Source organism: Pyrinomonas methylaliphatogenes (genome assembly GCF_000820845.2).
In the GTDB taxonomy this organism is placed as follows: Bacteria; Acidobacteriota; Blastocatellia; order Pyrinomonadales; family Pyrinomonadaceae; genus Pyrinomonas; species Pyrinomonas methylaliphatogenes.
The window spans coordinates 375,501-401,867 of the sequence record NZ_CBXV010000001.1 but is presented as its reverse complement, the minus strand read 5'-3'; the positions used below and the strand labels follow the sequence as shown (position 1 = coordinate 401,867).

18 protein-coding genes are annotated in these 26,367 nt (G+C 59.1%); 8 read left to right on the top strand and 10 right to left on the bottom strand.

Going from position 1 to position 26,367, the window contains the following annotated elements; all coding sequences use genetic code 11:
• Positions 1-24: 24 nt before the first annotated feature.
• Positions 25-1,626 carry an amidohydrolase gene (locus PYK22_RS01555; RefSeq protein ID WP_041973723.1) on the bottom strand — a complete coding sequence of 534 codons (1,602 nt, stop codon included), beginning with the start codon at positions 1,624-1,626 and terminating at the stop codon, positions 25-27.
• Between the two features lie 153 nt (positions 1,627-1,779).
• Here PYK22_RS01555 and PYK22_RS17895 point away from each other — a divergent pair, with 153 nt between their 5' ends.
• Positions 1,780-4,563 (top strand): FAD-binding oxidoreductase, encoded by a 2,784-nt coding sequence (locus tag PYK22_RS17895; protein WP_083437503.1) that lies wholly within the window; start codon positions 1,780-1,782, stop codon positions 4,561-4,563.
• 74 nt (positions 4,564-4,637) lie between these two features.
• On the opposite strand, the gene malQ is transcribed toward PYK22_RS17895, so the two are convergent.
• From malQ to PYK22_RS01520, 6 genes are all read right to left on the bottom strand, one after another.
• Positions 4,638-6,161, bottom strand: coding sequence for a 4-alpha-glucanotransferase (gene malQ, locus PYK22_RS01545; protein ID WP_041973438.1), 1,524 nt, complete (start codon positions 6,159-6,161; stop codon positions 4,638-4,640).
• Between the two features lie 27 nt (positions 6,162-6,188).
• Positions 6,189-6,626: a c-type cytochrome gene (locus tag PYK22_RS01540; RefSeq protein WP_083437502.1), complete on the bottom strand. Its 438-nt coding sequence runs from the start codon at positions 6,624-6,626 to the stop codon at positions 6,189-6,191.
• Positions 6,627-6,732: 106 nt separating this feature from the next.
• Positions 6,733-8,934: a tetratricopeptide repeat protein gene (locus tag PYK22_RS01535; RefSeq protein ID WP_162199769.1), complete on the bottom strand. Its 2,202-nt coding sequence runs from the start codon at positions 8,932-8,934 to the stop codon at positions 6,733-6,735.
• Between the two features lie 184 nt (positions 8,935-9,118).
• Positions 9,119-10,114: a nitrilase-related carbon-nitrogen hydrolase gene (locus tag PYK22_RS01530; RefSeq protein ID WP_083437501.1), complete on the bottom strand. Its 996-nt coding sequence runs from the start codon at positions 10,112-10,114 to the stop codon at positions 9,119-9,121.
• Between the two features lie 131 nt (positions 10,115-10,245).
• A complete protein-coding gene (locus PYK22_RS01525) occupies positions 10,246-13,728 on the bottom strand; it encodes an FG-GAP-like repeat-containing protein (RefSeq protein ID WP_041973430.1) in 3,483 nt (1,160 codons plus the stop codon).
• Between the two features lie 170 nt (positions 13,729-13,898).
• Entirely contained in the window at positions 13,899-14,402 is a 504-nt protein-coding gene (locus PYK22_RS01520; protein WP_041973427.1) for a hypothetical protein, read from the bottom strand.
• A 141-nt stretch (positions 14,403-14,543) separates the two neighbouring features.
• Between PYK22_RS01520 and PYK22_RS01515 the strand changes: the two genes are divergently transcribed.
• Positions 14,544-16,313 carry a CRTAC1 family protein gene (locus PYK22_RS01515; RefSeq protein WP_211197580.1) on the top strand — a complete coding sequence of 590 codons (1,770 nt, stop codon included), beginning with the start codon at positions 14,544-14,546 and terminating at the stop codon, positions 16,311-16,313.
• 9 nt (positions 16,314-16,322) lie between these two features.
• On the top strand, positions 16,323-18,212 hold the full coding sequence (locus tag PYK22_RS01510) for a CRTAC1 family protein (protein ID WP_083437500.1): 1,890 nt from the start codon (positions 16,323-16,325) through the stop codon (positions 18,210-18,212).
• A gap of 171 nt (positions 18,213-18,383) precedes the next feature.
• Here the strand turns inward: PYK22_RS01510 and PYK22_RS01505 are convergent, their stop codons facing one another.
• Positions 18,384-19,571 (bottom strand): ROK family transcriptional regulator, encoded by a 1,188-nt coding sequence (locus tag PYK22_RS01505; protein ID WP_041973426.1) that lies wholly within the window; start codon positions 19,569-19,571, stop codon positions 18,384-18,386.
• 100 nt (positions 19,572-19,671) lie between these two features.
• Positions 19,672-20,970, bottom strand: coding sequence for a hypothetical protein (locus tag PYK22_RS01500; RefSeq protein WP_041973423.1), 1,299 nt, complete (start codon positions 20,968-20,970; stop codon positions 19,672-19,674).
• Between the two features lie 158 nt (positions 20,971-21,128).
• On the opposite strand from PYK22_RS01500, the gene PYK22_RS01495 reads away from it, so the two are divergent.
• Positions 21,129-21,641 carry an acyl-CoA thioesterase gene (locus PYK22_RS01495; protein WP_041973421.1) on the top strand — a complete coding sequence of 171 codons (513 nt, stop codon included), beginning with the start codon at positions 21,129-21,131 and terminating at the stop codon, positions 21,639-21,641.
• Between the two features lie 52 nt (positions 21,642-21,693).
• Here PYK22_RS01495 and PYK22_RS01490 read toward each other — a convergent pair whose 3' ends face one another.
• Entirely contained in the window at positions 21,694-22,995 is a 1,302-nt protein-coding gene (locus PYK22_RS01490; RefSeq protein ID WP_041973418.1) for an RNA-binding domain-containing protein, read from the bottom strand.
• A 234-nt stretch (positions 22,996-23,229) separates the two neighbouring features.
• Between PYK22_RS01490 and folK the strand changes: the two genes are divergently transcribed.
• The 4 genes from folK to PYK22_RS01470 all read left to right on the top strand — a co-directional run bounded on the left by folK (position 23,230) and on the right by PYK22_RS01470 (position 26,236).
• Positions 23,230-23,760 (top strand): 2-amino-4-hydroxy-6-hydroxymethyldihydropteridine diphosphokinase, encoded by a 531-nt coding sequence (gene folK, locus PYK22_RS01485; protein WP_211197579.1) that lies wholly within the window; start codon positions 23,230-23,232, stop codon positions 23,758-23,760.
• Positions 23,761-23,852: 92 nt separating this feature from the next.
• A complete protein-coding gene (panB, locus tag PYK22_RS01480; protein ID WP_041973415.1) occupies positions 23,853-24,761 on the top strand; it encodes a 3-methyl-2-oxobutanoate hydroxymethyltransferase in 909 nt (302 codons plus the stop codon).
• Between the two features lie 9 nt (positions 24,762-24,770).
• Entirely contained in the window at positions 24,771-25,676 is a 906-nt protein-coding gene (panC, locus tag PYK22_RS01475) for a pantoate--beta-alanine ligase (protein WP_083437499.1), read from the top strand.
• Positions 25,677-25,753: 77 nt separating this feature from the next.
• Positions 25,754-26,236: a (2Fe-2S)-binding protein gene (locus PYK22_RS01470; RefSeq protein ID WP_041973412.1), complete on the top strand. Its 483-nt coding sequence runs from the start codon at positions 25,754-25,756 to the stop codon at positions 26,234-26,236.
• Positions 26,237-26,367 lie beyond the last annotated feature (131 nt).

Below are 26,367 nucleotides of genomic sequence, written 5' to 3'. Positions count from 1 at the left end.
AACTGCGCGCGAGTTCGTTTGAGCTTAGCGATCAATGCTGTAGACGATGCGACCATCGACGATGGTCAAAAGCACGCGCGTTTTTTCTATCTCGACCGGATCTATGCGAAAGATGTCTTCAGACAACAGGACCATATCGGCGAGCATTCCTGGCGCTATCCTTCCCTTCTCCTTCTCCGCGAACTCCGCATAGGCTGAGCCGACCGTATAGGCGCGCACGGCCTCTTCGACCGAAATTTTCTGTTCGGGGACCCAACCATTCGGGTTCTTGCCATCGAGCGTGCGGCGCGTCACGGCGGCGTAGATCCCGAGCAACGGATTGAGCGGAGCGACGGTCCAATCCGATCCAAAAGCGAGCACGGCCCCCGAATCGATCAACGAACGGAAGGCGTAACTGGTCTTGATCCGTTCCGGCCCGATCCTTTTTTCGGCCCATCGCCCGTCATCGATCGCATGATAGGGTTGCATCGAGGCGACAACGTGATCGCGCCCGAAGCGCGGAATATCCTGCGCGCGCAAGTGCTGCGCATGCTCGATGCGGAAGCGGCGATCGCGCTCGCCGTTCTCGCGTGCAACCTGCTCGTAGATCGAAAGTATCTCGTGATTAGCTCGATCGCCGATGGCATGGATCATCACTTGCAGCCCGGCCCGGTCCGCGCCTCGCACGCGCTCCAACATGTGCGGCATCTCATCGGTCGCCAGCCCGCGCGTATTCGGCGCATCATTGTACGGCTCGAAGAAGAGCGCCGTCGTCGAACCGAGGCTGCCGTCGGCGAACCCTTTCAATCCGCCGATCCGCAACATCGGGGATCCGAAAGCGGCGCGCACTCCGACCGCTTTCAACCTCTCCCACTGCGGCAGAGGCGAGACGGCATAGATGCGCGTCTTCAACTCGCCGCGTTCGAGCAGCGTTTGATACACTCCGACATCCGCTCCAGCCGACATATCTTGCACGCTCGTCACGCCTAAACTTGCCGCATAATCGGTCGCGCGTCGCGCCGCTTCGAGTTTCTCTTCGAAGCTCGGCTCCGGCATGACGCGATAGACCAAACCCATCGCGGCGTCCTTCAAGATTCCGGTCGGCTCACCGGTCCGCGGATCACGCACGATCTGACCGCCCGGCGGATCGGGGGTCGCGCGCGTGATGCCGGCCAACTTCAGAACGTAGCTGTTGGCGAGCGCCATGTGACCGTCGAGCCTGTTGACGAAGACTGGGCGATCCGGAGTGAACGGATCGATCAATTCTTTCGTCGGGAGCGGCGCGCCGGGCCAACGCTCATGATCCCAGTCGCCGCCCGTAATCCAACGCCCTTTGGGCAACTTCTCCGAGAAGCGGCGGATGCGCTCGGCGAATTCTTGCGGCGTGGCAGCGTCGCGCAAATCGATATTCGCAAGCTGAAATCCTCCGCTGATGAAGTGGACGTGAGCGTCATTGAAACCGGGGAGAACGAGCCTTCCACCGGCATCGATCACGCGCGTATTAGGGCCAACGAGCCGTTTGATCTCAGCGGTCGAGCCGACGGCGACGATGCGATTGCCGATGACGGCCACCGCTTCGGCCTCAGGTCGCCCTTCATCCATGGTTCGCACATGTGCGTTGATGATGACCAGATCGGCTGTTACCATTTGCGCCTCAACCTTTCCGACGAACGCAGCGAACAAGACGAAGAACAAGAGAAGCCTTTGCATCATATTCGGACCGAACGCGAGTTTGATCATGTAGCTGGCGCGTAGTGTATCATTGTCGTTGCCACTCTCGTAAAGGGCGACAAGGAGATCGTGAAGGCTCTAATCGCAGAACTGGGCGCGATCGTCGGGCGCGATCAAGTGATCGCCGAGCCCGATGAACTATTGGTCTACGAATGCGACGGCTTGCCGCATCACAAAAGCTTACCGCGCGCCGTCGTCTTTCCGCGTTCGACGGAAGAGGCGGCAGAAGTGGTGCGCACGCTCGCCCGTCATAAGACGCCTTTCACCCCGCGCGGCGCTGGCACGGGTCTTTCGGGCGGTGCGACGGCGCTCGATCAAAGCGTCATCATCGAGCTTTCGCGCATGCGTCGAATACTTGAGATCGCGCCTGAAGATCGTCTGGCCGTCGTTGAAACGGGAGTCATCAACGCGCACCTATCGCGCGCTGCGGCGCCTTTCGGCCTCTATTACGCGCCCGATCCATCCAGCCAAGCGACATGCACCATCGGCGGCAATATCGCCGAAAACGCTGGCGGCATACACTGTTTGAAATACGGCGTGACGGTCGATCACGTGCTCGCGCTCCGCGTCGTCCTCCCGGATGGCGAGATCGTTCAACTCGGGGACTCGCAGGAAGAGTCTTCAGGCTATGATTTGCGCGGCCTTTTCATCGGTTCCGAAGGGACTTTCGGTATCGCGACGGAAGCGACCGTGAGACTCATGCCGCTCCCGCCCGCCGTCAGAACGCTGCTTGCCGATTTCCTCGACGTGGAAAGCGCGAGCCGGGCCGTCTCAGCCATCATCGCCGCAGGTATCATCCCGGCTGCGTTGGAGATGGTCGATGGGGCGACGATCCGCGCCGTCGAAGCGAGCGTCTTCGCCGCAGGGCTCCCTTTGGATGCCGAAGCCGCTTTGCTCGTCGAGCTAGATGGCCTTGAAGTTGGCCTCGATGATGAGGTGGAGCACGTCGAAGCCATCTGTCGCGAACACGGGGCGCGCACGATCCGCCGCGCGGCGAACGAGCGTGAAAGAGCGCAACTATGGGCCGCGCGAAAAGGGGCTTTCGGTGCTATGGGACGCATCGCGCCGGATCTTTTGCTGCAAGACGCCGTGGTCCCGCGCTCACGTCTCCCCGAACTGCTCGCAGAAACCTATCGCATCGGCGCCAAATACGGTCTGATCGTCGCCAACGTTTTCCACGCCGGTGATGGCAATCTCCACCCGTACATCTGTTTCGATTCGCGCGATCGAGACCAAGTGCGGCGCGTCAAAGAGGCGAGCCGCGAGATCATGGAGGCTTGCGTCCGCGCTGGCGGCACGATCACCGGCGAACACGGCGTCGGGTTGGATAAAAGCGAATACATGCGACTCATCTTCTCTGAGGATGATCTGGAAACGATGCTTCGCATACGCGCCGCGTTCGATCCAGAGCGCCTGTGCAATCCGGGGAAGATACTCCCTCTGCCGCGCACATGCGGCGAAGCGCGCGCCGTTCAAAAGGAGACGACGCGCCGCGCGCTCTCCTCAGATGTCGCCACGGACGTTCTACTGCGACAAGAGATCGCTGCGGCCCGAGCACGCACACGAGAGCGCATCCTGCCCGCTCATCGCCCGATCGATCTCGACGACGCTTGGAAAGCGATGGCGGCCATCGTCGGAACCGACAACGTCCTCGCAGAAGACGAAACGCTCATCATTTCGCCAACTTCTTTCGATCAAGTGAGCGCGGTTTTGAATCTGGCGCAGATGAGAGGTTGGTCCATCGTGCCGGCAGGTTCGATGACATGGCTGAACCCATCGTCGCTCCCTTCCCAGTTAGTCCTCAGCACGCGAGCGCTTGCGCGCCTGATCGCGCATGAACCGGCCGATCTCGTCGTCACGGCGGAAGCGGGCTTAACGTTCCAAGAGCTCAATCGAATGCTCGCAGCGCATAATCAATGGCTGCCGATCGATCCGCCCCACGACGAACGAACGACTCTGGGTGGCGCCGTCGCCACGGGGATCGACGGGCCACAAAGCTTGGGTTACGGAGAGATGAGAAGCTATGTCATCGGCATGCGCGTAGCGTTGGCCGATGGACGAATCATCAAGGCTGGCGGGCGCGTCGTCAAGAATGTCGCCGGTTACGACCTCTGCAAGCTGTTCACGGGGAGTCGCGGCACGCTTGGCGTCATCCTCGAACTTACCTTCAAATTGAGACCGAGGCCCGAACGCGAGGCGACCATCATCGCGCGAAGCGAGCGCATCGAAAAGCTCTCGGAGATAGCGCGCGTTCTACTCCATGCCCGACTCTTCCCCGTAGCCGTCGAACTGCTCTCGCCCCGATTAGCCGACGAGATTACCGGGCTTTCGACCGGGGATTCTAATTACGGCCTCGCCATCCGATACGCTGGGACGGCAAGAACCGTCTCTTACCAACTGGACCAGACTCGAGCCATCCTTCGAACCGACCATCTGACGAGCGAGACGCTCGATGACGATACTGGCCTATGGCGCGCCCTGAATCATCGGAGCATCGCGCCGAAGCTCGTCTGCCGGATAGAATCGCGCCCGAGCGCTCTCATCTCGTCCATCGGATCAATCGATGGACAGTTGCCAACCGGGTACGAGTGGCGAGCGAGTCTAGGGAACGGGCGTCTCACCCTTTTCAAAGAGACGGTGGAGTTCGAACGCGACCTAAGCTCCTTCGAGAAGCTCTACGAGCGCGCCCGCGCCGCCGGTTGCCGCGTGAAGATCGAACGCGCCCCCGAGCAGTTCAAGGATCGCGTAAAGGGGGCTTTCAACCAGCGCCTCGTTCGACTCAATGCGGAGATAAAAGAGGCGCTCGATCCATACCGAACTTTCCCTCGAATGGAGAGCGTGATCTTCGGTTGAAGATCGAAGCCAAGTCGGCTCATCCTTCGGCAAGGACTGATCCATCTCAACCGATCCAGCGCCGCAAGTTGCCCTCAAACCGTTCCAACCGATCGCCCGTAAAGCTCCGACAGCTCGCGCAATCGCCGGCTATGTTCTTCGGTCAAAGAATCTGGCGTATAACGCCAACTCCAATTTCCTTCCGCGCTTGCCGGAAGGTTCATGCGCGCTTCGCTCCCTAAGCCCAGAACGTCTTGTAGCGGCACGATGGCCAAGTCGGCGACCGAAGCGAACGCCGCGCGGATGAAATCCCAATTTATCTCGCGACCGTCCGTGTTCAAATACTTCATGCAGAATCGCCGCTCACGCTCGATCTGTTCGGCGTCGCGCGTCGAATCCACTCCGACCCGGCCATTAAACCAACCGATGACCGTGTCGTTATCGTGTGTGCCTGTGTAGACGACGGCGTTGCGTGGATAGTTGTGCGGGAGGTTTTGATCGCGACTATCCCCACCGAAGGCGTATTGCAGGATGCGCATTCCCGGAAACCCGAAATGGTCACGTAACGCGATGACATCCGTAGTGATGAAACCCAAATCTTCGGCGATGAACGGAAGTTGGCCCAACTCTTCAGTCAATGCGGAGAGGAGTTCATTTCCCGGCGCTTCGACCCATCGCCCGCGCTCAGCCGTCTTATCCTCGCCCGGCACCTCCCAACACGCAACGAAACCGCGGAAGTGATCGAGCCGCACTATGTCAACCAACTGTAACGTCCACCGCACGCGCTCGATCCACCAATGGAACCCTTCGCTCTTCAGACGGTCCCAGTCATAAATCGGATTGCCCCACAATTGCCCCGTCGCGCTGAAATAGTCTGGGGGAACGCCAGCCACCACTTTCGGCGCGCCGTTTTCATTAAGCTTGAACAAGTGCGGATTGGCCCATACATCGGCGGAATCGTAAGCGACAAAAAGAGGGACGTCGCCGATGATCTTCACGCCGCGCTCGCTACAGTAGGATTTGAGCTCGAGCCACTGTTTGAAGAAGAGGAACTGATGGAATTTATGCGCCTCGATCCGTTCCCGAAGCTGCGCGCGCGCTTGCGCAAGCTCCTGCCGCCGCGCGAAAGCTTTATCCCAGAGGTTCCACGGCGCCTCGCCATGAGCCTCTTTCAGCGCGCGAAAGAGCGCATAATCGTCGAGCCAGCTTGCCGCCCACTCGCAGAAACGTTCGAACTCTTCCCTGAAACCGAAGGGCTTCTCCCGAAAACGCGCGAAGGCGCGCTCGAGAATCATCCGTTTGAACGCGATGACTCGTCCGAAGTCCACTCGCGCTTGTGGGAAACCTATCGGCGGTATATCTTCAGCGGCCAACAGGCCATCCGCGAGAAGCTGTGCTGGGCTGATCAGAAGCGTGTTGCCGGCAAAAGCGGAGAGCGATTGATACGGCGAATCGCCGTAACCGGTAGGACCGAGCGGCAAGATCTGCCAGAGCGATTGTCCGCTCGCAACGAGAAAATCGACGAACTTTCTCGCCTCAGCGCCTAAATCGCCGATCCCGAACTGCCCCGGAAGGCTCGTCAGATGAAGAAGGATGCCGCTCGCCCTCGGAAAGATCACACGCTCTCCTGCTGTTGACCGCTCAGCCTACTGATGGGATGGAGAAGAAGGATGGCTCCTCTCTCTCAACGTCCGCACATGCGTGACGACGAGCTCAACCTCTTCGGGCGAAAGCTTCTTACCGAAAGCTGGCATTCGCTCTTCACCATTAGTGATTATCTCGGCGATCCGTTTATCGCTCGTCTCCCATTGCCACCGCGCATCGGCGAGATTGCCGGCTTTGAGCCGTTGCCCAAGCGGCGTCTGCGCGCGTCCGTCATCGCCGTGACACCGTGCGCAATTTTTCAAGTACAACTCCTTGGCGCGCAGAGCTTCGGCCGTCGGCTCGCATCCGGCGACGTTCGAGTTACCCTTTACCGAACCATTCCCTTTCGCCTGCTCGCTGATGGCCGCCGTGACGACGCCGCCCAACAAGATAATTCCCACTAAGATGGCCAAAAACTCTTTCCTCATCGTCCGTGACATCACAGGGAAATCGCTCCTTTTTTAATGCGCACGAGTATAAGACAAAAGGCTCTTACCGCGAAGGACGAAGAGCCTCACGCAGAAAGCTTCCGTTGATTCGAACACCTCAATGGCTCTTGGCCACAAGCGGCGGAGGGCTCGCATCTAGGTCATGAACGTGGAAGGGGACGCTCTCCGCTTTCATCTCCGCATGGCGGCGCAGGAAATCCGCCGCGATGTGAAGCGCGCTCGGATCATCCTTCAAATCGGCGAAGATACGCGCATGATACTGCGCCTCCTTGTTCATGCCGAGCTTGCGGTAGATGAGCATCATGTTATAGTGCGCGCCCGTATCTTCGGGATCGATCGCTAGGATGCGCTCATAGTACTCCCGTGCCGCTTGATAATCGTGTTTGATCTTCATCAGCTCGCCCATCTGCTGGAGCGTGATTCGATCGCGCGGATAGGCTTCGAGCACACGCCGCAAATCCTCTTCCGCCGCTTGGAGCTCACCGCGTTTGATGCGGATGCGCGCGCGTTGGAACAGAGCGCGCATGTTGGTAGGATCATCGCGCAATGCGGAATCGACCAACTCAGCCGCCTCATCCCACCGATCCAATTCGATCAAGGCCAAGGCGCGGTTGACCTTCGCCATCGGACGATATTTCTCGTCCATCTCGATGACCCGCGCGAAGACTTCTGCGGCCAAAGCGTACTGTTTTTGCTCTAAAACGGCGATGCCGTAATTGTTCCACCGGCGCCAATCCGGCATGAAACCTTTCGCCGTTGGATCGACCGGCTGCGGATAGTTCTCGCCGATGCGCAGCACACACTCCGCCGTCGCCATCGTCACGATCGGATAATCGACCGCTTTGCCAAGCGCGTAGTCTTGATATACGCGCGTGAAACGTCGGTAGCGAACGCGCGCCGTCAGCCTCACCAATCCGCCCGTCTCCTTCGGGATCGTGAACCGATAGCGCGCGACGTCGGAACGCCCCGAATGGATCTGATTGTTCTGCGCGACGACGCGCGTCTTCCAAATCATGTGCTTATCGTTGAACGTGCCATCGGCCATCACGAGATAGGTCTTGTAATTGTGCGCCGACTCATCCAAATAACCATCCGGCTTGATGAATCCCGATTGGTAAAGCGTTCGTCCCGCCGCGTCTGAGACGGTGAATTCAACATATGCCTCATAGAAATCGCGCAACTCGGGCGGGAACGAATGCCCGATGTTCTTGTTGGTGATGACCACGTCGGCGGTGATCGTATCGCCCGGCTCGATCACGAAGTGGCTTCGATTGACGGGCGCGATGAACTCCTCTTGCGAAGCGCCGCGCGGCTGTCGCCGAATGGCGAAGATATCGACGCCGACGACATCGTTCTCGAGGAATTTTTGGACCGCAGCGAGCTGTTCCTGCCAACCGTAAAAGTACGGGATCGCCGTATTGGCCGCCGCCCAACGGTGCGAAGCGATCATCCCATTCTTCGCCGAAACATCGAAGAGCTTCACGGGTTCGCGCTGCATGTGACACGAAGCGCATGTCGCTCTATCACGCACATAGAATGGGTGCGGCGACTCCTTCGAAAAAGAGGACATCTGCCACTCATCCCCGAGCGGGAACGTGCGGATGAATTTGTAATCGTTCAACTCGCGCGGCACTTGAGACTTGTGACAAGCGGCACAGAACCACGGCGATTTCAGAAGCGGGCGCATCATCGCTCGCCGGTGCGACGGCACGTCGTTCAAAATCTCCTGATCGGTGACGTTCAATAGCTTCGTCCCATCCTCCCGCACAAGCAGGGCCGGTTCGCCCATCACATAGCCACCGATCCCTTTACCGTTGACGGCTTGAATCGAGTGACAGGCGATACAGGAGACCCCATCTTCGTCGAAAGGGCGATCTTTGAAGACCGGATTGGGGGTCAGGGCACCTGTGAAAAGCGCCGCTGGATTGTGACAAGACTCGCAATGGCGCGTGTAGGCGATGCCACGCTGCGCGATCAGATCTTTGACGTTCTTCTGATAGAAGGGTTCGCGGAAGGCGTTGCGATGGGCCGACTGCAACCACTGCGCATGCACGTCCGTGTGACAATGCATGCAACGGGTCGAAGAGATGAACTTTTCGGGCGGAATGAACTTGCCCGTCTCGGTCGTCGCATTGCTCGGCGCGAACGGATTAGGGCCAAAGCGCCAATCGTAACTCGCCGCCACTTTGTCGTGATAAGATTCGGCGTCGCTACCATTCCCCGCCGCGCTACGCACCACCGTCCACGCCGCAAAGAAGGCGCCGAGCGCGATCAAACAGACCAACGATCTTCGAGCCAATCGTACTTTTCCGCTCTGTTCCCACATAACCGTGACGGTGCCCAGCGATCTTCCGGTCCCCGAAATTTTAGCGCCGAGGCTCACTGATAGCCTCTTCCCTCTCCCTTGTCATCGAACCATAGTAAAAAGCCGGGATATAACTTTAGTTATAGTCCCGCGCTATGCCGAGCGATCCCCGCATCTTCTACGACCATCTTCGCTTAGCCTCGGCGATCTGTTGACAGTTCCGCTCGTAAGAGAGTTCGCGTGGGACATTCTCTTGCGGGGGATAGATGTGTGCGCGATAGACCGGATACGCTTCCGTGCGCAAATGAGCGAGCATGTGATGCCCCACGCGCGCCGCGCGCTCGTGCCGCAGCGCTGAAACATCTACCGGCGCGACGACGATGCGTTCACCCGGTCCGGGCGAAGCTTCGGCCAAGATGCGCCCATCGAAGTCTATGACCTGACTCCCGCCCGGCCAAGAATATGGCGGATAGTGGCGAAGGCTCGCCCCTTGATTGGCGGCAACCACATAAGCGATGTTCTCGATGGCGCGCGCGCGGTTGATGATGGTCCACCAGGCCATCGGTTCGGTCGCCCCCCAAGGATCCATATAGGCCGAGACGCGAATCAAAATCTCCGCGCCGTTTGCGGCCAGTTGTCTGATCGCTTCGGGGAAAAGCCAGTCGTAGCAGATCGCGCAGCCGATCTTGCCGATCGGAGTGTCCGCGACCGGGAAGAGCGGCTCATCGTACCCTTTCAGATCGTGCGGGCTGGTATGAACCTCATAAGGGATCCATGTGTTCACTTTACGGTACTTGTAGAGGATCCCTTCTGGACCGATCAAGCACGTCGTATTGAAGACCGCGTCCGGCCATCTCTCATCCACTTCCAACATCGAACCGGATTGTATGTAGATCCCATGTTCGCGCGCTTTCTCGGTGAGCCGTTCGGTGTGCTCGTTCGGGATGGGAATGGCTAATTTTTCGCGCAATTCGCCGAGCGTCGCGTAGATCGGCGCCGCGTGCGCAAACTCCGGGAAGACGACCAAACGAACTGGGAGGAAGGGCGCGGCTCCGGCGACGGCGCTATCGATCATCGCGAGCAGACGATCGGTGTTGCGCTTCATCTCGCGCCGATCGATCGGGTTAGGCAAGTCCGTTTGACAAACGGCGACAGAATATCTGATCTGCTTCATGATTCCCTCTTAGCCCTCTCCGACGATTTCGTTTTACTCCCCGCTTCCCCAACTTGCTCCACTCAACATCAGACTGCGCTTGGCTGTCAATCGGCGCCATTTTTACGGCACACCCTCTGCGCCGAGGGAACCTACAATCTCGCCACAGCTCTCGCCACGACGCGCGTGTTGTAGCGTTCGAGATAACGCCGATGCGCTTCGGTGTTTGGGTAATGCTCGGGCCAAGCGTATGGATAACTCTTCATGCCATGAAAGGGAAGCGGCGCAACCTGATCCGGGCTCGCCGAATTTATATCCATCTCTTTGCTGAAGCCATCGGCAAAGAGCAAGAATGTTCGCTTCCATCCACGAGGCAAAGGCGGCAATCTCTCCGCCGAAAAGGACAAGGCGATTTCGTCACCCGAACGCGAGATGACGAACATGTCATCGGTCTTCAACAAAAGCGCACGCACATCGCCTTCGCGCGTGTACCGACCGGGCATCAGTTTCCATGGCGAAGCGAAAGAGACTCGATCATAGTCATAACCGAAAGGTTCACGCCCATCGGGCGAAATGGCCGCCGAAAAACCGCGCCAACGGAGTTCCGCGCTCACAGGATCGAGGCGCACTGAGCTGACGCGCGTCGCCGGAGATTCTTCGGCGACGAGTATTTGATCCCAATAGATGCGCATGTTGGTCGTAATCCGAACCTCGCGCTCGCCTGGACGAAGCTTATCGCCGAGTTCAATGACGATCGCTTGTGGGCGCCCAACCGGAATGCCCATGTCTTCGATCACGGTTCGCCATCTCCCGTGCGCGTCCTTCGCCTCGAGCCGCGGCGGCCTCAGACTCAGCCCGCGTTGCGATGCCGCGACGTTATCGCTCGAAAAGGCGTAATCGGTCCAACCGGTCAAGACGAGAGCCGTGCGCTTATCGACCTTGCCTAGATCGAGCGTAAGCGTATGGGGTTCGGCGTATCCGCGAATCTCGAGCAGACCGAAATCATCCGGATAACGCCGATCTATACGCGCAATCCGATCCGAGACATCACATCCGTGATCATCGACGGCCTTTCGCACTGGGCGCAGATGGCGGAGTTTGTGAAGCTTGTAGGGGCGCGGCGGTTCCGTCATCCCCTCGTTCGGGAAGACTTCGAGATCCGCCGGATGCGCGATGGCGATCAACTGCACGCGGTCCAGATACAGAACCTCTTCGAGTTCGTTGGTGATGCGGATCTCGAACCTTCCATCGCGCGCGCGCAACTGATCATCGCGGATGCGCACGTATTCTACGGGATCAGGCACGCTCCATTGGCCCGGCCCCATCCAATATCCCATCTCGCCGCCGCCCAGAAAATCGGTGACGAATTCGAACCTCTCGCCGTTCCAAGTGAAAAGATACGGGCATGATGAGGGCTTACGATCGACCTCGGTGACGGTGAGCGCGCGTAACGCCATCGCACCGTCGTTCGAAGTCGGCATCTCGGTTTCCGCCTGCACGATGCCAGCGGGCCAGAGCACGCGCACGACGTCGGCCCGCGCGCGCGCCCCTAGCCCGAAGGAGATATCCGACGGCGCGGGCGCAGGCGTCGCCGCGTAGAATTCGAGTTTCTGCCAGAGGCTTCCGGCACGCATCTCGACTTTGGCCCCAACGCCGCTGCGATTGCTCACCTTCCCGGCCAAGCGCACGCGGATCGCCCCTTGACGTTCGCCGCCGTCGTTGCGCAAGACATGCAACCCATCAGGACCGCGCACAACCAGATCATCATCGCCGTCGCCGTCTAGATCTCCAGAGGCTAACGCTCGCGTAGGGAAGCTAGCGTTGAGATGTTCGAAGACCCGCATCGAGAGATCTTCCCAACGGTTCCCGAGATTACGGAAAAGACGCGGCCCCTTGGCCGTCCAGACGAGCAGATCGAGCAACCCATCATCATCATAGTCGATGAATTGCGCGACCGAAGCGCCAGCCGAAGCATCCGGCGCGTTGACCAGATTGAAATGCTCGCGCCCATCGCTGATGGCGAAAACGCCGCTCCCATCCACCTTGCCGAAGAAGAAATCGGTGAACCCATCCTTGTTGAAATCCCCCGCCGCCGCGCAGACGAAGGATCGCCGTTTGCTCAACCCCGTTTCTGCGCTGACGTCGCGGAAAGAGCCGTCGCGTTGATTCTTGAAGAGCACAGGCGGCCCGTCATACTGGACCATCAGTAGATCCACATCCCGCCTGTTGTCGAAATCGGTCGGCACGATGGCCATCACACGTCCAGTCGGGCCTTTCACTTTCGCCTCTTCCGAAACATCGCTGAATGTGCCATCGCCATCGTTGCGCAATAGCATGTTGGGAGCAAGCGGCAGATCGTCAGGGAAGACGAGCGCCCCTTGCTTTGTCGGCGGTGCCGCGAATCCGCCGATCACAAGATCCAAATCGCCGTCGTGATCGACATCGACGAAGGCGGCGGTCAACGCGAGCGCCTGATACGTGGGTATGCGCGCTTTCGCCGTCACATCCGTGAATTTGCCGTTCCCTTCGTTGTGGTAAAGCGAACTCTGCCCGTAACGCAAGATGAAAAGATCGGGTTTGCCGTCGTTATCGTAATCTCCGGCGACCGCACCGATGCACACGGAATCAGATGGCATCTGGGCCAGCCCTGACGCCTCCGTGATATCCGTCAAACGCCCGCCGTCATTGCGATAAAGCCTTTGCGAGGTGGGAGCGAGTTCGAGGAGATCCAGATCGCCATCGCCATCGAAATCGAAGAGCGTGACGCCGCCCCCCAAAGATGAGGCTATGTTTCGCAAAGTCGTTCGATCGAAACGATCGAAGCGCCGTCCGAAGAGCGCGGCAAGATCGACGAGAGATTCACGCTCGCCGTTCCCTCGAAGGAACGTTCGCGTCGCTTCGGTGAACGCGACGCTTGGGATCGAAAGGTTGATGAGCCCCTCTTCGAGTCCGGTCGAAGTGACCGCTTCAGCATAACGCCCCTGTTCGGGGTAAGACTGGCCCAAGCTCGTCCCAGCCCCGCTCTGTCTGAGCTTCTGGAAGCGTTGCAGCAACTGCTGCCCCTCTTCGCGTTCTCCCGCACGCAATAGGGTTGTCGCCAGATTGTAGAGCGCCGTCGTATTGTAAGGTTCGACATCATACGCCGCACGGAAGGCCGCGATGGCCTCCTGATAACGCCTTTGCTGGACCAGCATCTGGCCCAGATTGACGTTCGCGCCGACATCGCGCGGATCGATCGCTAACACGCGCTTGAACGCCGCCATCGCATCTTCGGTTCGATTCTGTGAACGGGCGATGAGCCCTAGGATGTAATAAGGCTGTGGGGCATCGGGTGCGAGCTTGATCGCCTCTTCCGCAGCCGCCCGCGCCCCCTCGAGATCCGAGGCGTTATAGAGCGCGATCGCGAGATTGATGCGCGCAAGGCTCAATTTCGGATCGACCTGCAACGCGCGACGGAACGTCTCCGCGGCTCTCTTGTAGTCGTACTGTTCAAGCAAAGCCACGCCAAGGTTGTTGATGCGATAGGCCTCTTCGCGCGCCCCCCCTGAAACGGATCTCTGTTGCGATGTAAGATGCGAAGTTGACCAGAGAAGAATGGAGATCAGTAAAGAGCACGAAATCCCTTTGCGCATCATCCGATTCAGCCCGAAATGTACTGCGATGCTTCAAGTCAGCTTTCCGCGCTTACAGAACGCTGAGCAATGTGCGACCGACCGATGACATGCCGCAACGCTTTAGGGCAGAACGCCTCTTCTTTCACGCCCTCAAACGAACGGACGCGATGATGTGCCGCCTTCGTTTTGCCTTAGCGCGCCTTTATGGTGACGTAGCTGCGTCCGCTATAAAGCCGCACTCCATCTGGCGTTTGAACCATCATCAGCGGGCGCGGACGGCGTAGGTTGCTATCCTGCGCTGCGGCGGTCGAGAGGATCTGCTTTCCGCTGATGTCCATGACGTTGAACCGTCCATCGTTGGTGAAACCGAAACCGTAAGCCCCGACGCCAAGCTCCTGATCGTTGATCGAAATGTTCAGATCGGTGATCAGAAAACCTTCGTACTTAGCTCGCACATCGGACGAATATCCAGAGGTATCAACTAATCCTGCGATGACATGCTGCTTTTGGCCGAAGCGCGCGGCGGCAGCGTTGCGCATCTGCGTCGGCGCGCTCAACCCTTCGAAGTAGAAACCCGCCGGAACGACTCGCGCCAAATCAGCGCCCGTTAAGATGACGGGCCCATTTTGCGCTCCGTAGACCAAAGAGAGAAACAGCCCGAGGGCCAAAAGTTGACTGAGCATTCTCGTCTTCATGTCGCCTCCAAAATTTTTCGAACTGAGACGCTGTCCGCCCTTGTAAGGATCTGATCAGCGAACCGTCTCGCGCGACTTGGCCTTCTTTGTTTGCTTACTGTACTATTTTGCGCACGCGCCCGCAACTGTTTTTTGTGAGCGATGAGGTTCTCATCTGCCAAAAAGTCATCGGCCTGCTCGATCCTCCTAGCGCTCAGCGCGCTCTTCCCCTTTGCGCTCGCACAGCAAACCGAACAGCCGCGCACGGGAAGGTCTTATGCGGCCAACGAGCCCATCAAGCGACCGCCGGGAGCGATGCCGCAAGCGCCTTCACCGATCACATTCACAGACATCACGGCACAAACGAAGATCGATTTCAAACACCAGGCTTCGATGACTTCGCAAAAATATCTGCTCGAAGCCATGGGCGGCGGCGTGGCCCTCTTCGATTATGACGACGATGGACGTTTGGACATCTTCTTCACCAACGGAGCGGCGCTTCAAGATCCGATGCCCAAAGGGGCCATGCCGGACAAACGCGACCCGCGTTATTGGAATCGGTTGTATCATCAAAAGCCGGATGGGACGTTCGAAGATGTAACCGAGCGGGCGGGAGTCCGCGGCGATGGATATAGCATGGGCGTCGCCGTCGGAGACTATGATAACGATGGCCACCCTGATCTTTTCGTCAGCGGCTACGAACGCTCCTTCCTTTACCACAACAACGGGGACGGAACTTTCACAGACGTGACCAAACAGGTCGGCCTGAACGTCGCTGGGTGGGCGACGAGCGCGGCGTGGCTCGATTACGACCGCGATGGACGTTTAGATCTGTTCATCGCTCGTTACATGGAGTGGGATTTCGAACGTGGCGCGCTCTATTGCGGCGAGCTGCGCCCCGGCTACCGCGCGTACTGCCACCCGGACAATTTCAAACCCATCTCCAACCTTCTCTTTCACCAGAGGCCGGATGGGACGTTTGAAGATGTGAGCGCGAAGAGCCAGATCGCCGCTTCCGCTGGCAAAGGTCTGGGCGTCGCCATCGCCGACTTCGACGGCGATGGGTGGCCTGACATCTTCGTCGCCAACGACAGCGTCCCGCAATCTCTCTTTCATAACCGCGGCGATGGCACTTTCGAAGATATCGGGTTGATCTCCGGCGCGAGCTACGATGAGAATGGGAAGACGTTTGCCGGGATGGGCGTGGACGCAGCCGATTACGATAACGACGGGTTGATTGACATCTTCGTCACCGCCCTTTCGAACGAAACATACGCGCTCTTTCGCAACATCGGAGATCTATCGTTCACGTATGTGACGAACACGACCAACATCGGACCGATCACGATACTCTATTCTGGCTGGGGAACGCGCTTTGCCGATTTCGACAACGACGGATGGCGCGATCTCTTCGTCGCTCAAAGCCACGTGCTCGATACGATCGAAAAGACCTCGAGCTATCTGACCTACAAACAGACGCCGCTTCTGATGCGCAACGTGCGCGGCAAATTCTTTAACGTTTCGGCCACCGCAGGGATAGCGTTTAATCGCCGACTGGCCGCCCGCGGCGCAGCTTTCGGCGATATTGACAACGACGGCGACATCGATATAGTCATCGCGAATCTCGATGCGGCGCCGGTTATTCTGCGAAACGAAGGGACGAAGAATCGTTGGATAGGATTCCGCCTGATCGGCACGAAGTCGAACCGCGATGCACTCGGATCACGCCTTATCGTCACCGATTCAGCGGGCAACAAGCAGACATACGAAGTGACGACGGCGGGGAGCTATCTATCGGCCAACGATGCGCGCATCATCGTCGGACTCGGCGACAACGATCTTCGCAGCGTCGAAATCCGTTGGCCCAGCGGGCGCACCGAGAAGATCGAGGGGTTGACCGCTAATCGCTACTACACCATCACGGAACGTTGAGGTTTGAAGATGAGAGGCAAAAATTCCGCCAAGCTTCAGCGCAAGCGCAAAGATCGGCGATCGAGACTTCGCGCGATCCTCAGCTCCTGCTGTGCGCTGGCGCTCATCCTGAGCGCCATCCCGCCCATCGCGCGTGCCCAGTCGACCTCAAGTCAAGCTGCGCCGCAGATGGGCGGCGTGGCGACTGGCGTTGCTCGCACCTATACGTCGCGCCGCACGATCGGCATCGTCGATCCCAAAGCGCCGATCGTCTTCGAAGATGTGACAGCGCGCACGCCGCTCGCGCGATTTCGCAATGTCTGCGGCACTCCGGCTAAAGACTACATCCTCGAAACCACGTGCGGCAGCGTCGCCATCTTCGACTACGATAACGATGGGTTGCCGGATATCTATCTGCTTAACGGTTCGACCTTCGATGCCCTGCGCGGCAAAGCGAAACCGCCGCGCGCCGCTCTTTATCATAACCTCGGCAACTGGCGCTTCGAGGATGTCACGGACAAGGCTGGCGTGGCGAATGAACGTTGGGGTACGGGCGTGGCCGTCGGCGATTACAACAACGATGGTTATCTGGACATCTATGTGAGTAACTTCGGCGTGTCGCGGCTTTATCGCAACAATGGCGACGGCACCTTCACGGATGTCGCCGAACAGGTCGGCGTCGCGCGCAAAGGATGGAGTACGGGCGCGACCTGGGGCGATTATGATGGCGATGGGCGCTTGGATCTTTTCGTCCCCGGATACGTCGAATTCGATATCAACAACCTTCCCCCGAGTCCAGCAGAAGCCGGCAAATCGGGCGGCATCTCGCAAAACTTCTGCCAATTCCGCGGCGTGCCGGTCATGTGCGGGCCGCGCGGGCTGCCGGGCGAAAGCGATACGCTTTACCACCAGAAGCCAGATGGAACGTTCGAAGATGTCAGCCTCAAAGCCGGAGTGAACGATCCGCAGAAGTATTACGGCTTCTCTTCAGCTTTCGTCCACGTCAACGAGGATGACCTGCTCGATCTGATCGTCGTCAACGATTCGACGCCGAAACAGCTCTATATCAACAAAGGCGACGGCACGTTCGAAGAGGTCGGCTATCCTTCGGGCGTCGCCTTGAACGAGAACGGGCGCGAACAAGCGGGGATGGGATTGGCCATCGGCGATTACGATAACGACGGGCGCGTCGATTTCTACATCACGAACTTTTCGGACGATTCCAACACGCTTTATCACAACGATGGCGAGGGGAATTTCACCGATGTGACGGTCCAAGCCGGTCATGGCGAACCGACCATCCCATTCCTCGGATGGGGCACCGCCTTCATCGACTACGACAACGATTGTTGGCAAGACATCCTCATCGCCAACGGCCACGTCTATCCCGTGGTGGACCAGTACCAATGGGGCACGAGCTACGCGCAGCAGATGTTGCTCTTCCGCAATCTAAGCAATGGCCGTTTCGAGCGCGTCGGCGCGGCCCCGGGAAGCGCCTTAGCGATGGCCTGGTCGGCGCGCGGCATGGCGATCGGCGATCTCGATAACGATGGGCGCTTAGATGCCGTGATCAATACGATCGATGGGCCGCCCGTCATCTTGCGCAACGTCTATGAATCGAAGAACCATTGGCTCCTGCTCAAACTCGTCGGCGATCCGGCGAAGAGATCGCCGCGCGATGCCATCGGCGCGGTCGTCTACGTGACTGTCGGCAAGATGCGGCAACGCCGCGATGTGGTGAGCGGGGGGAATTACGCTTCGCAGAACGATCTGCGGCTGCATTTCGGTCTGGGTCCGGCGACGAAAGTGGATAAGATCGAAGTTCACTGGCCCGGCGGTGGCGTGGAGACTTTCGAGAACGTCGAAGCCGATCGCATCCTCACCATCGTTCAAGGCAAGGGGATCAAGGAGAAAGGCTAAACGAGGAGCCGCGCGCATTCGAAGTGTGGATCTCGCGCCGCAGCCGATAATCGAGAGCCTTTATTAGGCAAGCGGAAGGTCGCTAAAGCGACGGCTGGCGTCAACTCTCACCGAGACCGCCACAGGTCGCTTCAATTACGCGCCTTTTTCGCAAAGCGCGCCCCAGCGATTTCAAGCGGCCGTCGTCAAGGCGAATTTGCGCGCGAGCACGAGGCTGAGCGCGCCCATCAAAGTCGGTTGGTCGCCGAGCGTCGAGGGCATGATGTGCGACGACGGGAGACCGCGGCGAATGCTCCTTTTGACCGGCTCTTCCAAGGCTTCGGCGATGAGCGGCCAAGCCCGCACGATCGATCCGCCGACGATGACTACCGCCGGGCTGAGACCGACGATCAGGTTCGAGATGCCGATCCCCAAATAATGGGCCGTTTCGGTCAGCGCCGCGATCGCCGCTTGATCTCCACGCAGCGCGAATTCGATCACCTCATCGAAGCTGAACGGCGCATCTTTGCCGGAAGCCCTCCGATACCTTTCGACCGCCGCCCGTCCGGAAGCGAAAGCCTCCCAGCAATCGAAATTCCCACAGGAGCAAGCGATCAAACCGCGCTGCCCGATGATCATATGGCCGAACTCTCCAGCCGCGCCGCGCTCGCCTCGATAGATCTGCCCATCGAAGACGATTCCGGTTCCAACGCCCTCTCCGACGAAGACCAGGATGAAGTCGCGCGCGTTGCTCACTTCTGGCCGACCGAACCACAATTCGGCGAGCGCCGCCGCGTTAGCATCATTGTCGATGATCACCGGAAGGCTGGTGACCGCCGAGACCTCGACCACTACGGGCCAATCGCGCCAATTGAAATGCGGGATGTAGATGGCCCGCCCTGCATCCGGATCGACCAGGCCGGGGAGGCTGATGCCGATCCCGCTGATCGTCGAACTATTACGCGCGTGCATCTGGCGCACGATGGCGCTGATCTTTTTGACGAACTCTTTAGGGTCTTTGACCGAAGCGAACTGCTCGCGCTCGATGATGCGCCCCGCCAAATCGCAAGTCGCGATCGTCGTATGCGAAGGCGTCACATCGACGCCGATCGCCATCGCTCCGGCGGCCCGCAAGCGCAGCAACATCGGGCGTCGGCCACCGGTCGATTTTCCGGTCCCGATCTCCTCGATCAACCCTTCGGCTTTGAGCTCCTCGACGATGGTCGAAACGGTCGAACGCTGCAATGCGGTTTCGCGAGCGATCTCGGCCCGCGAAATCGGCTCGCGATCGCGAATGTAGTTGAGCACGATCTGCCGATTGATGCCGCGGATCGTCGCCGCGCGGGCCGCTTGCGCTTTTCTCAGATCTATTCGCCGCATGATCCTTTTTCAGAGAGTCGCATGGATTCTTAGAGCGCCACGAGCCAACGAGATTTTTGCCCAGAGGCTATAACACAATCGCGCGATCTTCAGCAAGGCTTCAATTCGCGCGAGGAGGCTGAAAACTCGCCCATCGCCTCCCCGGCAACCTACGCCAATCAAGATCACGCGGCGCGCCTTCGAAGATGATGACGCTCGTTGCGCGCCGCTCGAGCCAGACCAAACCTTCACCGGTCCGCCACAGGCGATACGCCCCGTCCGCCGTCAAACGCTCGATGACCTCTTCGTTATCGGCATAACGTTTAATCACCCTTTGCGAATAGGCATCGAAGAACTCGCGCGCGTCAGGTTCAGCATCCCAGACCGTAATAATCAAGATCGCCGTTTGACCGTTCGGCCCTTCGTAAAGAGCGTAACGATCGCCTCCCCAACCTGCGGCCGCACGCGCCGTCAAATCTTCGGGTAAGAACTCTCCGAGGATCAGAGCCAATCCCCACTCGCCGCACACGTCGGAAGCGATCCGCTTCCACTCTCCGCCCAGAAGCGGCGAAACATCGGCGATCTTCACTTCAACCGGCAGCTCGCGAGCGAAATATTTTTCCGGGTGCAAGATCTGCTCCGTCGAACGAGGTAGATCTGAATAGGCGCGCGAGACCAACTCCCATCCGCCGCGACGATGAAGCTCGCGAACCCACGCGCTCCCTTCGATGTAAGGGAACTTGAGCGATTCAGCGATGGCCCGCGGCGCCGATCCGATCGCCTCCATTCCTAAGCCATTGCCGAAGGTTTTCAGCAGAGCGAAGATCTGGCCCGGATTGCGCCACAGATAGAACGTCATCACCAACGTCGCGTCGCCTTCGATCAGAGCCTGTGCAGCCAACTTCGCATCCGATTCATCTTTTGGCCATCTTTCGAAACGCCTGAGATCGAAATGCTGATCCTGCAACGAATGTGTCAGTTCGTGCACGATCACCGGTTTTCGCCCAGCGATATCCACCCAATCGGCGATGAAGAAGCGTCGCTGTTCCGGATCGTAATAACCGACAACCTGGTCGGTCAAAAGTTTGAGCATAAAAGAGCGATGGTCGAAGTTCAGCGGCGCGAGGCCAAGCCTCTTCAGGAAGAGATTGGTCGCGCGGTTCACCTGCGGCGGATCCTGCTCGTCGAGATGATGAGCGAGCATCCGCTCTATCTCCGCCCGCGACTGCACGCTGCTCGGCACCGGACGCAAGATCTTCAACTGCCTTATCTCGCTCGTCTCGCGCAATAGCTGCTCGCTGAGCGATGGGAGGGCATCGGCGAGGCTCGACCGATCGCCCACCTGCACGTTCGAAGCGACGCCGAGCGAAGAGATCAAAAACAAGATGGGCAACAGGATGTTGCGCGAAGATAGGCTCATCGGGTCAAGCGCCCCCTCTCCTTCTGGGAAGCTACCGCAAGCTGGAGCGACAACTTTCTACCCAAGGGATGATTGACATCTTCAGCCTTTCGCCTTTATAGTCCGCACACAATCGGATGAAACCACCACCACGTTTCGGCTGGAGGTGCTGCTTCGAGATGACTGAACCGATCGACGATGCGCTTTTCAATCAATGGCATGAGACGACCATCCGCGTTCGTTACGCCGAGACGGATCGCATGGGCGTCGTCTATTATGCCAATTACTTCGTCTGGTTTGAAATCGGGCGCACAGAGTATTGCCGAGCGCGAGGTTTCTCCTATCGCGAGATGGAAGAGAATGATGATGCCTTCCTCGTCGTCGCAGAGAGCTACTGTCGCTATAAGGCACCCGCTTACTATGACGATGAGCTAATCGTTCGCACGCACATCACCGAACTCAGACGGCGCAGCCTTCGCTTCGGCTACGAGATCGTGCGCGCATCCGACGGGCAGATCATCGCCGAAGGCGAAACGGGTCACGTCGTCACGGATCGCGAAGGGCGCGTTCGCACCCTTCCGGAGAGCTACCGCGCCTTGCTCTCCTCTCCACCACAGGGCGCGCTGACCGCCACGCAAGGGCGCAGCGCGCGCGCGGCGGGGAGAGTGCCCGAAGGCAGCGCCCCCGAATGATCCCTTCAAGACCAGATGATTTCAAGGCGTAAGGTTTAGAGGCGATCCATCTTCACACGACGCCGCACAGTCGCACGCGGAATTCATCGTTGAGGGCACGGATCTCCGCTCGCTGACCGGAGAACAAACGCGCTTGTCGAAGCAGCATCGGCAATCCGCCGCGCGGCAGATCGAGCCCATAGGCTGGATTGGAGAAGATCGCGGCGATCTGCGGATTCAAGCGCTGCGGCACTCCGTAGCGGATCGCACGTTGGGCGAAAGGCATGAATCCAGCCGTCCGGCGCGGATTGCTCACCTCGATCGAGCGATCGAAGATGTGGATGCGCGTCGCCGCGTCACGCACGGAGAGATCTCTGTGAACGAGCGCATTGGCGATCGCTTCGCTCACCGCCCCGCGATGATACGCGGCGCGCCCGATCACCGGCGATTCGCTCGAAACGAGATCGCGCGGACGCTCGTCGAGCAGATCGCAATATCGCCTGACGAAACGCAGCGCCGACTCATAGAGCGTGTAGAGATTGCCCACCAACTGCGCGCGTTCGACGATCGGCGACTGCGCCGTATCGCCCGCAAAACGTACCGCTACCACGCAAGCGCGCGGCAGCAGTTCCGCCACTCGCTCGCTCTTACCGAAGAGCAACATCCCGGCTACCGTCGGCGCGAGCGCGCCCTCGCTATCCGTCGCCAGCAGGAGATCATGCTCCAGCACTTCGGCAGTCGGGTAATCGCCGAAGTGCGCACCGTTAGAAGCGTCCTCGGCAAACTCGCGCATGAAGCTCCACAGATGCGCCTCGTCGATGTCTTCGATGCGCGCGCCGATGACAGGCATCGTTTCGTAGCTGAACGGACGCCCCTCATCAAGTAGCGCGGTGATATCTTCGGGCGAGGCTTCGCGCTTTTCGGCGCCGAAACGGACGAAGAAACGACCATCGCGCGTTCGATAGGGCCTCCTTTTGCCTCGCACCTCGAGCGCGACGATGCGCCGCCCGCTATCGAAAGAGATGCAATCGATGTACGGGAAGAGCGGGGGGATGATCTGCTCGCGACAGATGTGCACAAGCTCGCGCTGGACCTCCTCAGCATCGTCTACGCCCTCGATGCGCATCTGGTCGGAGATGCCGAAGACGATCGTCCCACCGCCCGCATTGGCGAGCGCCACGATCTCTTGGGCGACCTTTTCGGGATTGGAGAGTTTGACCTTGAGTTCAAGAAAAGTGTCCTCGCCCCCACGCACCAAACGCATCAACTCGGAGCGAGATGTCTGCGGCACGGGAGCGGAGATCAGATACTCGTGCAAAGACCTTTCAGTCGTCGGTTCGCGACGCTGATTGTTGCGAAACTTTCGTCGAGCCATTTGTGTCTGGACGGGGCTCTTCGAGTCGTCAAACCCGCCCGGATGGCACGCGACGCGCCATCGCTGGAGTAAACGCCTCAGAGCTCGGCGTTGGATTTCAACCCGCGCCACGGATAGTTTCCGCTCTGCGCTCGAAAAAGTATACCACAGAATGCGCCGCCGCAACCGCCCAAAGCGAATCGAACTTCCGCCCACACTTATGTTACTCTGTCAGATGACGAAGGGCGCGAGACGGTGGAGGGAGGCGATCAAAACTCGATCACGCGGGCTTATGTCGGTCTCGGATCGAACGTCGGCGACCGCGCAGGCTATCTGTTGCTCGCCATCCACGGCATGATGCGGGCCGGGCTTCCGATCAAACGCCTCTCGTCCGTCTACGAAACCGAACCGGTCGATCTTCGCGAACAACCGAGATTCCTCAACATGGTGGCGGAGCTTGAAGGCGCGCTTCCCCCCCCCGAAGCGATGCTCCGCGCGCTCTTACATATCGAGCGGGAACTCGGGCGCCACCGCCAAGTGGCACGCGGCCCGCGCACGATCGATCTCGACCTGTTGCTCTACGCCGATCTGCAACTGCGGACCGAGCTTTTAATCCTTCCGCATCCACGCCTTCACCTGCGCCGCTTCGTCCTCACGCCGCTGGCCGAAATAGCGCCGCTGACAATCCATCCATCGTTTGGTAAAACCGTTCGCCAACTCCTCGCCGAAGTCAACGACGAATCGGCTGTAAGACTGTGGCGGCCAGCGAGAGATCGCCAGCCATGACGCGAGCACCACTTCAAGCCCCCCGAACTTTCGGTCACAGTTGCTTATAGCGTGCGCGCTCGCCTATAATCTCGATTTGAAACGAGCGAATTATGGCCTATTTCAAACAGCAGCGTCCGGAGAAGGTCACCGTCCCATCCTTGCGCGCAAGCAAAGAACGCGGTGAGAAACTGGTTTGCCTGACGGCTTACGATTATCCGACCGCACGCATCATCGATGAGGCCGGTGTCGAGATCGTCCTAGTCGGAGATTCGCTCGGCAACGTCGTGCTCGGATACGAGAACACGATCCCCGTGACGCTCGATGAGATGGTGAGCGCGACGCGCGCCGTGCGACGCGGCGTCACGCGCGCCCTGCTCGTCGCCGACATGCCATACGGCTCATATCACACGGGCGCGGATGATGCCGTGCGCGCCGCGCTGCGGTTGATCAAGGAAGGCGGAGCGGAGGCCGTCAAACTTGAGGGCGGGAGGAAACGTCTTCAGCTCATCGAGCGTTTGATCGCCGAAGAGATCCCCGTCATGGGGCACATCGGATTGACGCCACAATCGGTCAACCAGCTCGGCGGTTTTCGTCTCCAAGGCAAAACCTTAGAAGCCGCGCGGGCGCTCATCGAAGACGCGCGGGCGCTCGAAGCGGCAGGCGTCTTCTCAATCGTGCTTGAGCTTGTGCCGCGCGAGGTCGCGCGCATCATCACGGAGGCGGTCAAGATCCCAACGATCGGGATCGGCGCCGGTCCACACTGCGACATCCAAGTGCTCGTCATCCATGACCTCATCGGGCTCTCTTTCACCGAGAACCGGAAACCGCGCTTCGTGCGACAGTACGCCAACATGCGTCAGATCATGACCGAAGCCATCTCCCGCTTCGCCGAAGATGTGCGCTCAGGCTCCTACCCGGCGGAGGACGAATCTTATGCCGTCTCGCCGGAGACCGCCGCCGAACTCGAACTGCTGCTCAATGAAGAAAGGATTGAAGATCGTGAGCAGCGGACGATCTGAAGTTCCACTATGGAGATCATCACCCGTCGTCAACGCATGAGCATGGTGGCGCGCAAGCTGCGCCGCGAAGATGCCAAAACGATCGGCCTGGTTCCGACGATGGGCGCGCTTCACGAAGGACATCTGAGCCTCGTGCGAGAAGCGCGCCGCATGTGCGATGTAGTGGTCGTCTCGATCTTCGTCAACCCAACGCAATTCGGGCCAAATGAGGATTACGAACGCTACCCGCGCAATCTCACTCAAGATACTTCGCTGCTCGCTGGCTACAACGTAGACTATATCTTCGCCCCCTCGGTCGAAGAGATCTATCCTAAAGGCTTCGCGACCTATGTCACGGTCGAAGGCCTCTCCGATCAACTCGAGGGCGCCTCGCGGCCCGGTCACTTTCGCGGCGTCGCGACCGTGCTGACGATCCTATTTAATATCGTGCGCCCCGATTTCGCCTTCTTTGGGCAGAAGGATGCGCAGCAGACGGTCGTCGTCAAACGCTTGGTGCGCGATCTAGCCTTCGACACGGAGATCGTCGTCCTGCCGACGGTGCGAGAAGCTTCGGGACTCGCCATGTCATCGCGCAACGCTTATCTCAATGAGGAAGAGCGGCGCGCCGCCAGCGTGCTCTACCGTGCCCTCGCGCGGGCCGAAGCAGCTTACTTGAACGGCGAGCGCTCCGCTCGCAAGCTGCTCGAATTGGTACGCGAGGAGATAGCCACGGAACCGCTCGTGCGACTCGATTACGTCAGCCTGAACGACGCTGAAACGCTAGAAAAGCTCGAAAAGCTCGATGATCGCACAGCGCTCCTCTCCTTAGCCGCCTACGTCGGCAACACTCGCCTGATCGATAACGTCGTGCTTCATCCAGCGCGCCAACGCGAGCGCGCTGGCCTAGAGATACGAGGGAGCGCAAGGGGGCTGTGATCGCGACACGGCCTCCTCGCCCCTTACGGACGCAGACCTGACATTTCGTCCCCAAGGATGAGAAGGAGAGAGAGGCCATGAGATGCGAATTGATCACGATCAAGGTCAACGGCGAGGAGCGCACTCTCGCCGTCGCGCCTAATAGAACCTTGCTCAATCTTCTGCGCGAAGACCTCAATCTCACTGGGACCAAACAAGGGTGCGATGACGGAGATTGCGGCGCGTGCACCGTGCTGGTCGATGGGCGACCGGTTCTAGCCTGCATCAAACTCGCCGCACAATGCGACGGATGCGAGGTGACGACCATCGAAGGGCTCGCGCGCGAAGGGCGCCTCGATCGCGTGCAAGAGGCGTTCTGGCACGAAGGCGGGATGCAATGCGGCTTCTGCACGCCCGGGATGATCATGAGCAGCTACGCCCTATTGCAACGCAATCCTCACCCGACCGAAGCCGAAATAAGACAAGCGATCTCGAACAACCTCTGCCGCTGCACGGGCTATACGAAGATCGTCGCCGCCGTCAAACGCGCCGCGACCTTCGCCGAATTTACGCAACGGTGAAAGTTCTCAAGCCACCGCTCTGCGACTCATGGACAAATGTCCTACGACCCGTCTCGGATTTTCTATCCTCTCCGCACGAACCCATTGACAAGAGGTCGGCGAGGTAGTAAACTTCACGCCACATTTGTTCA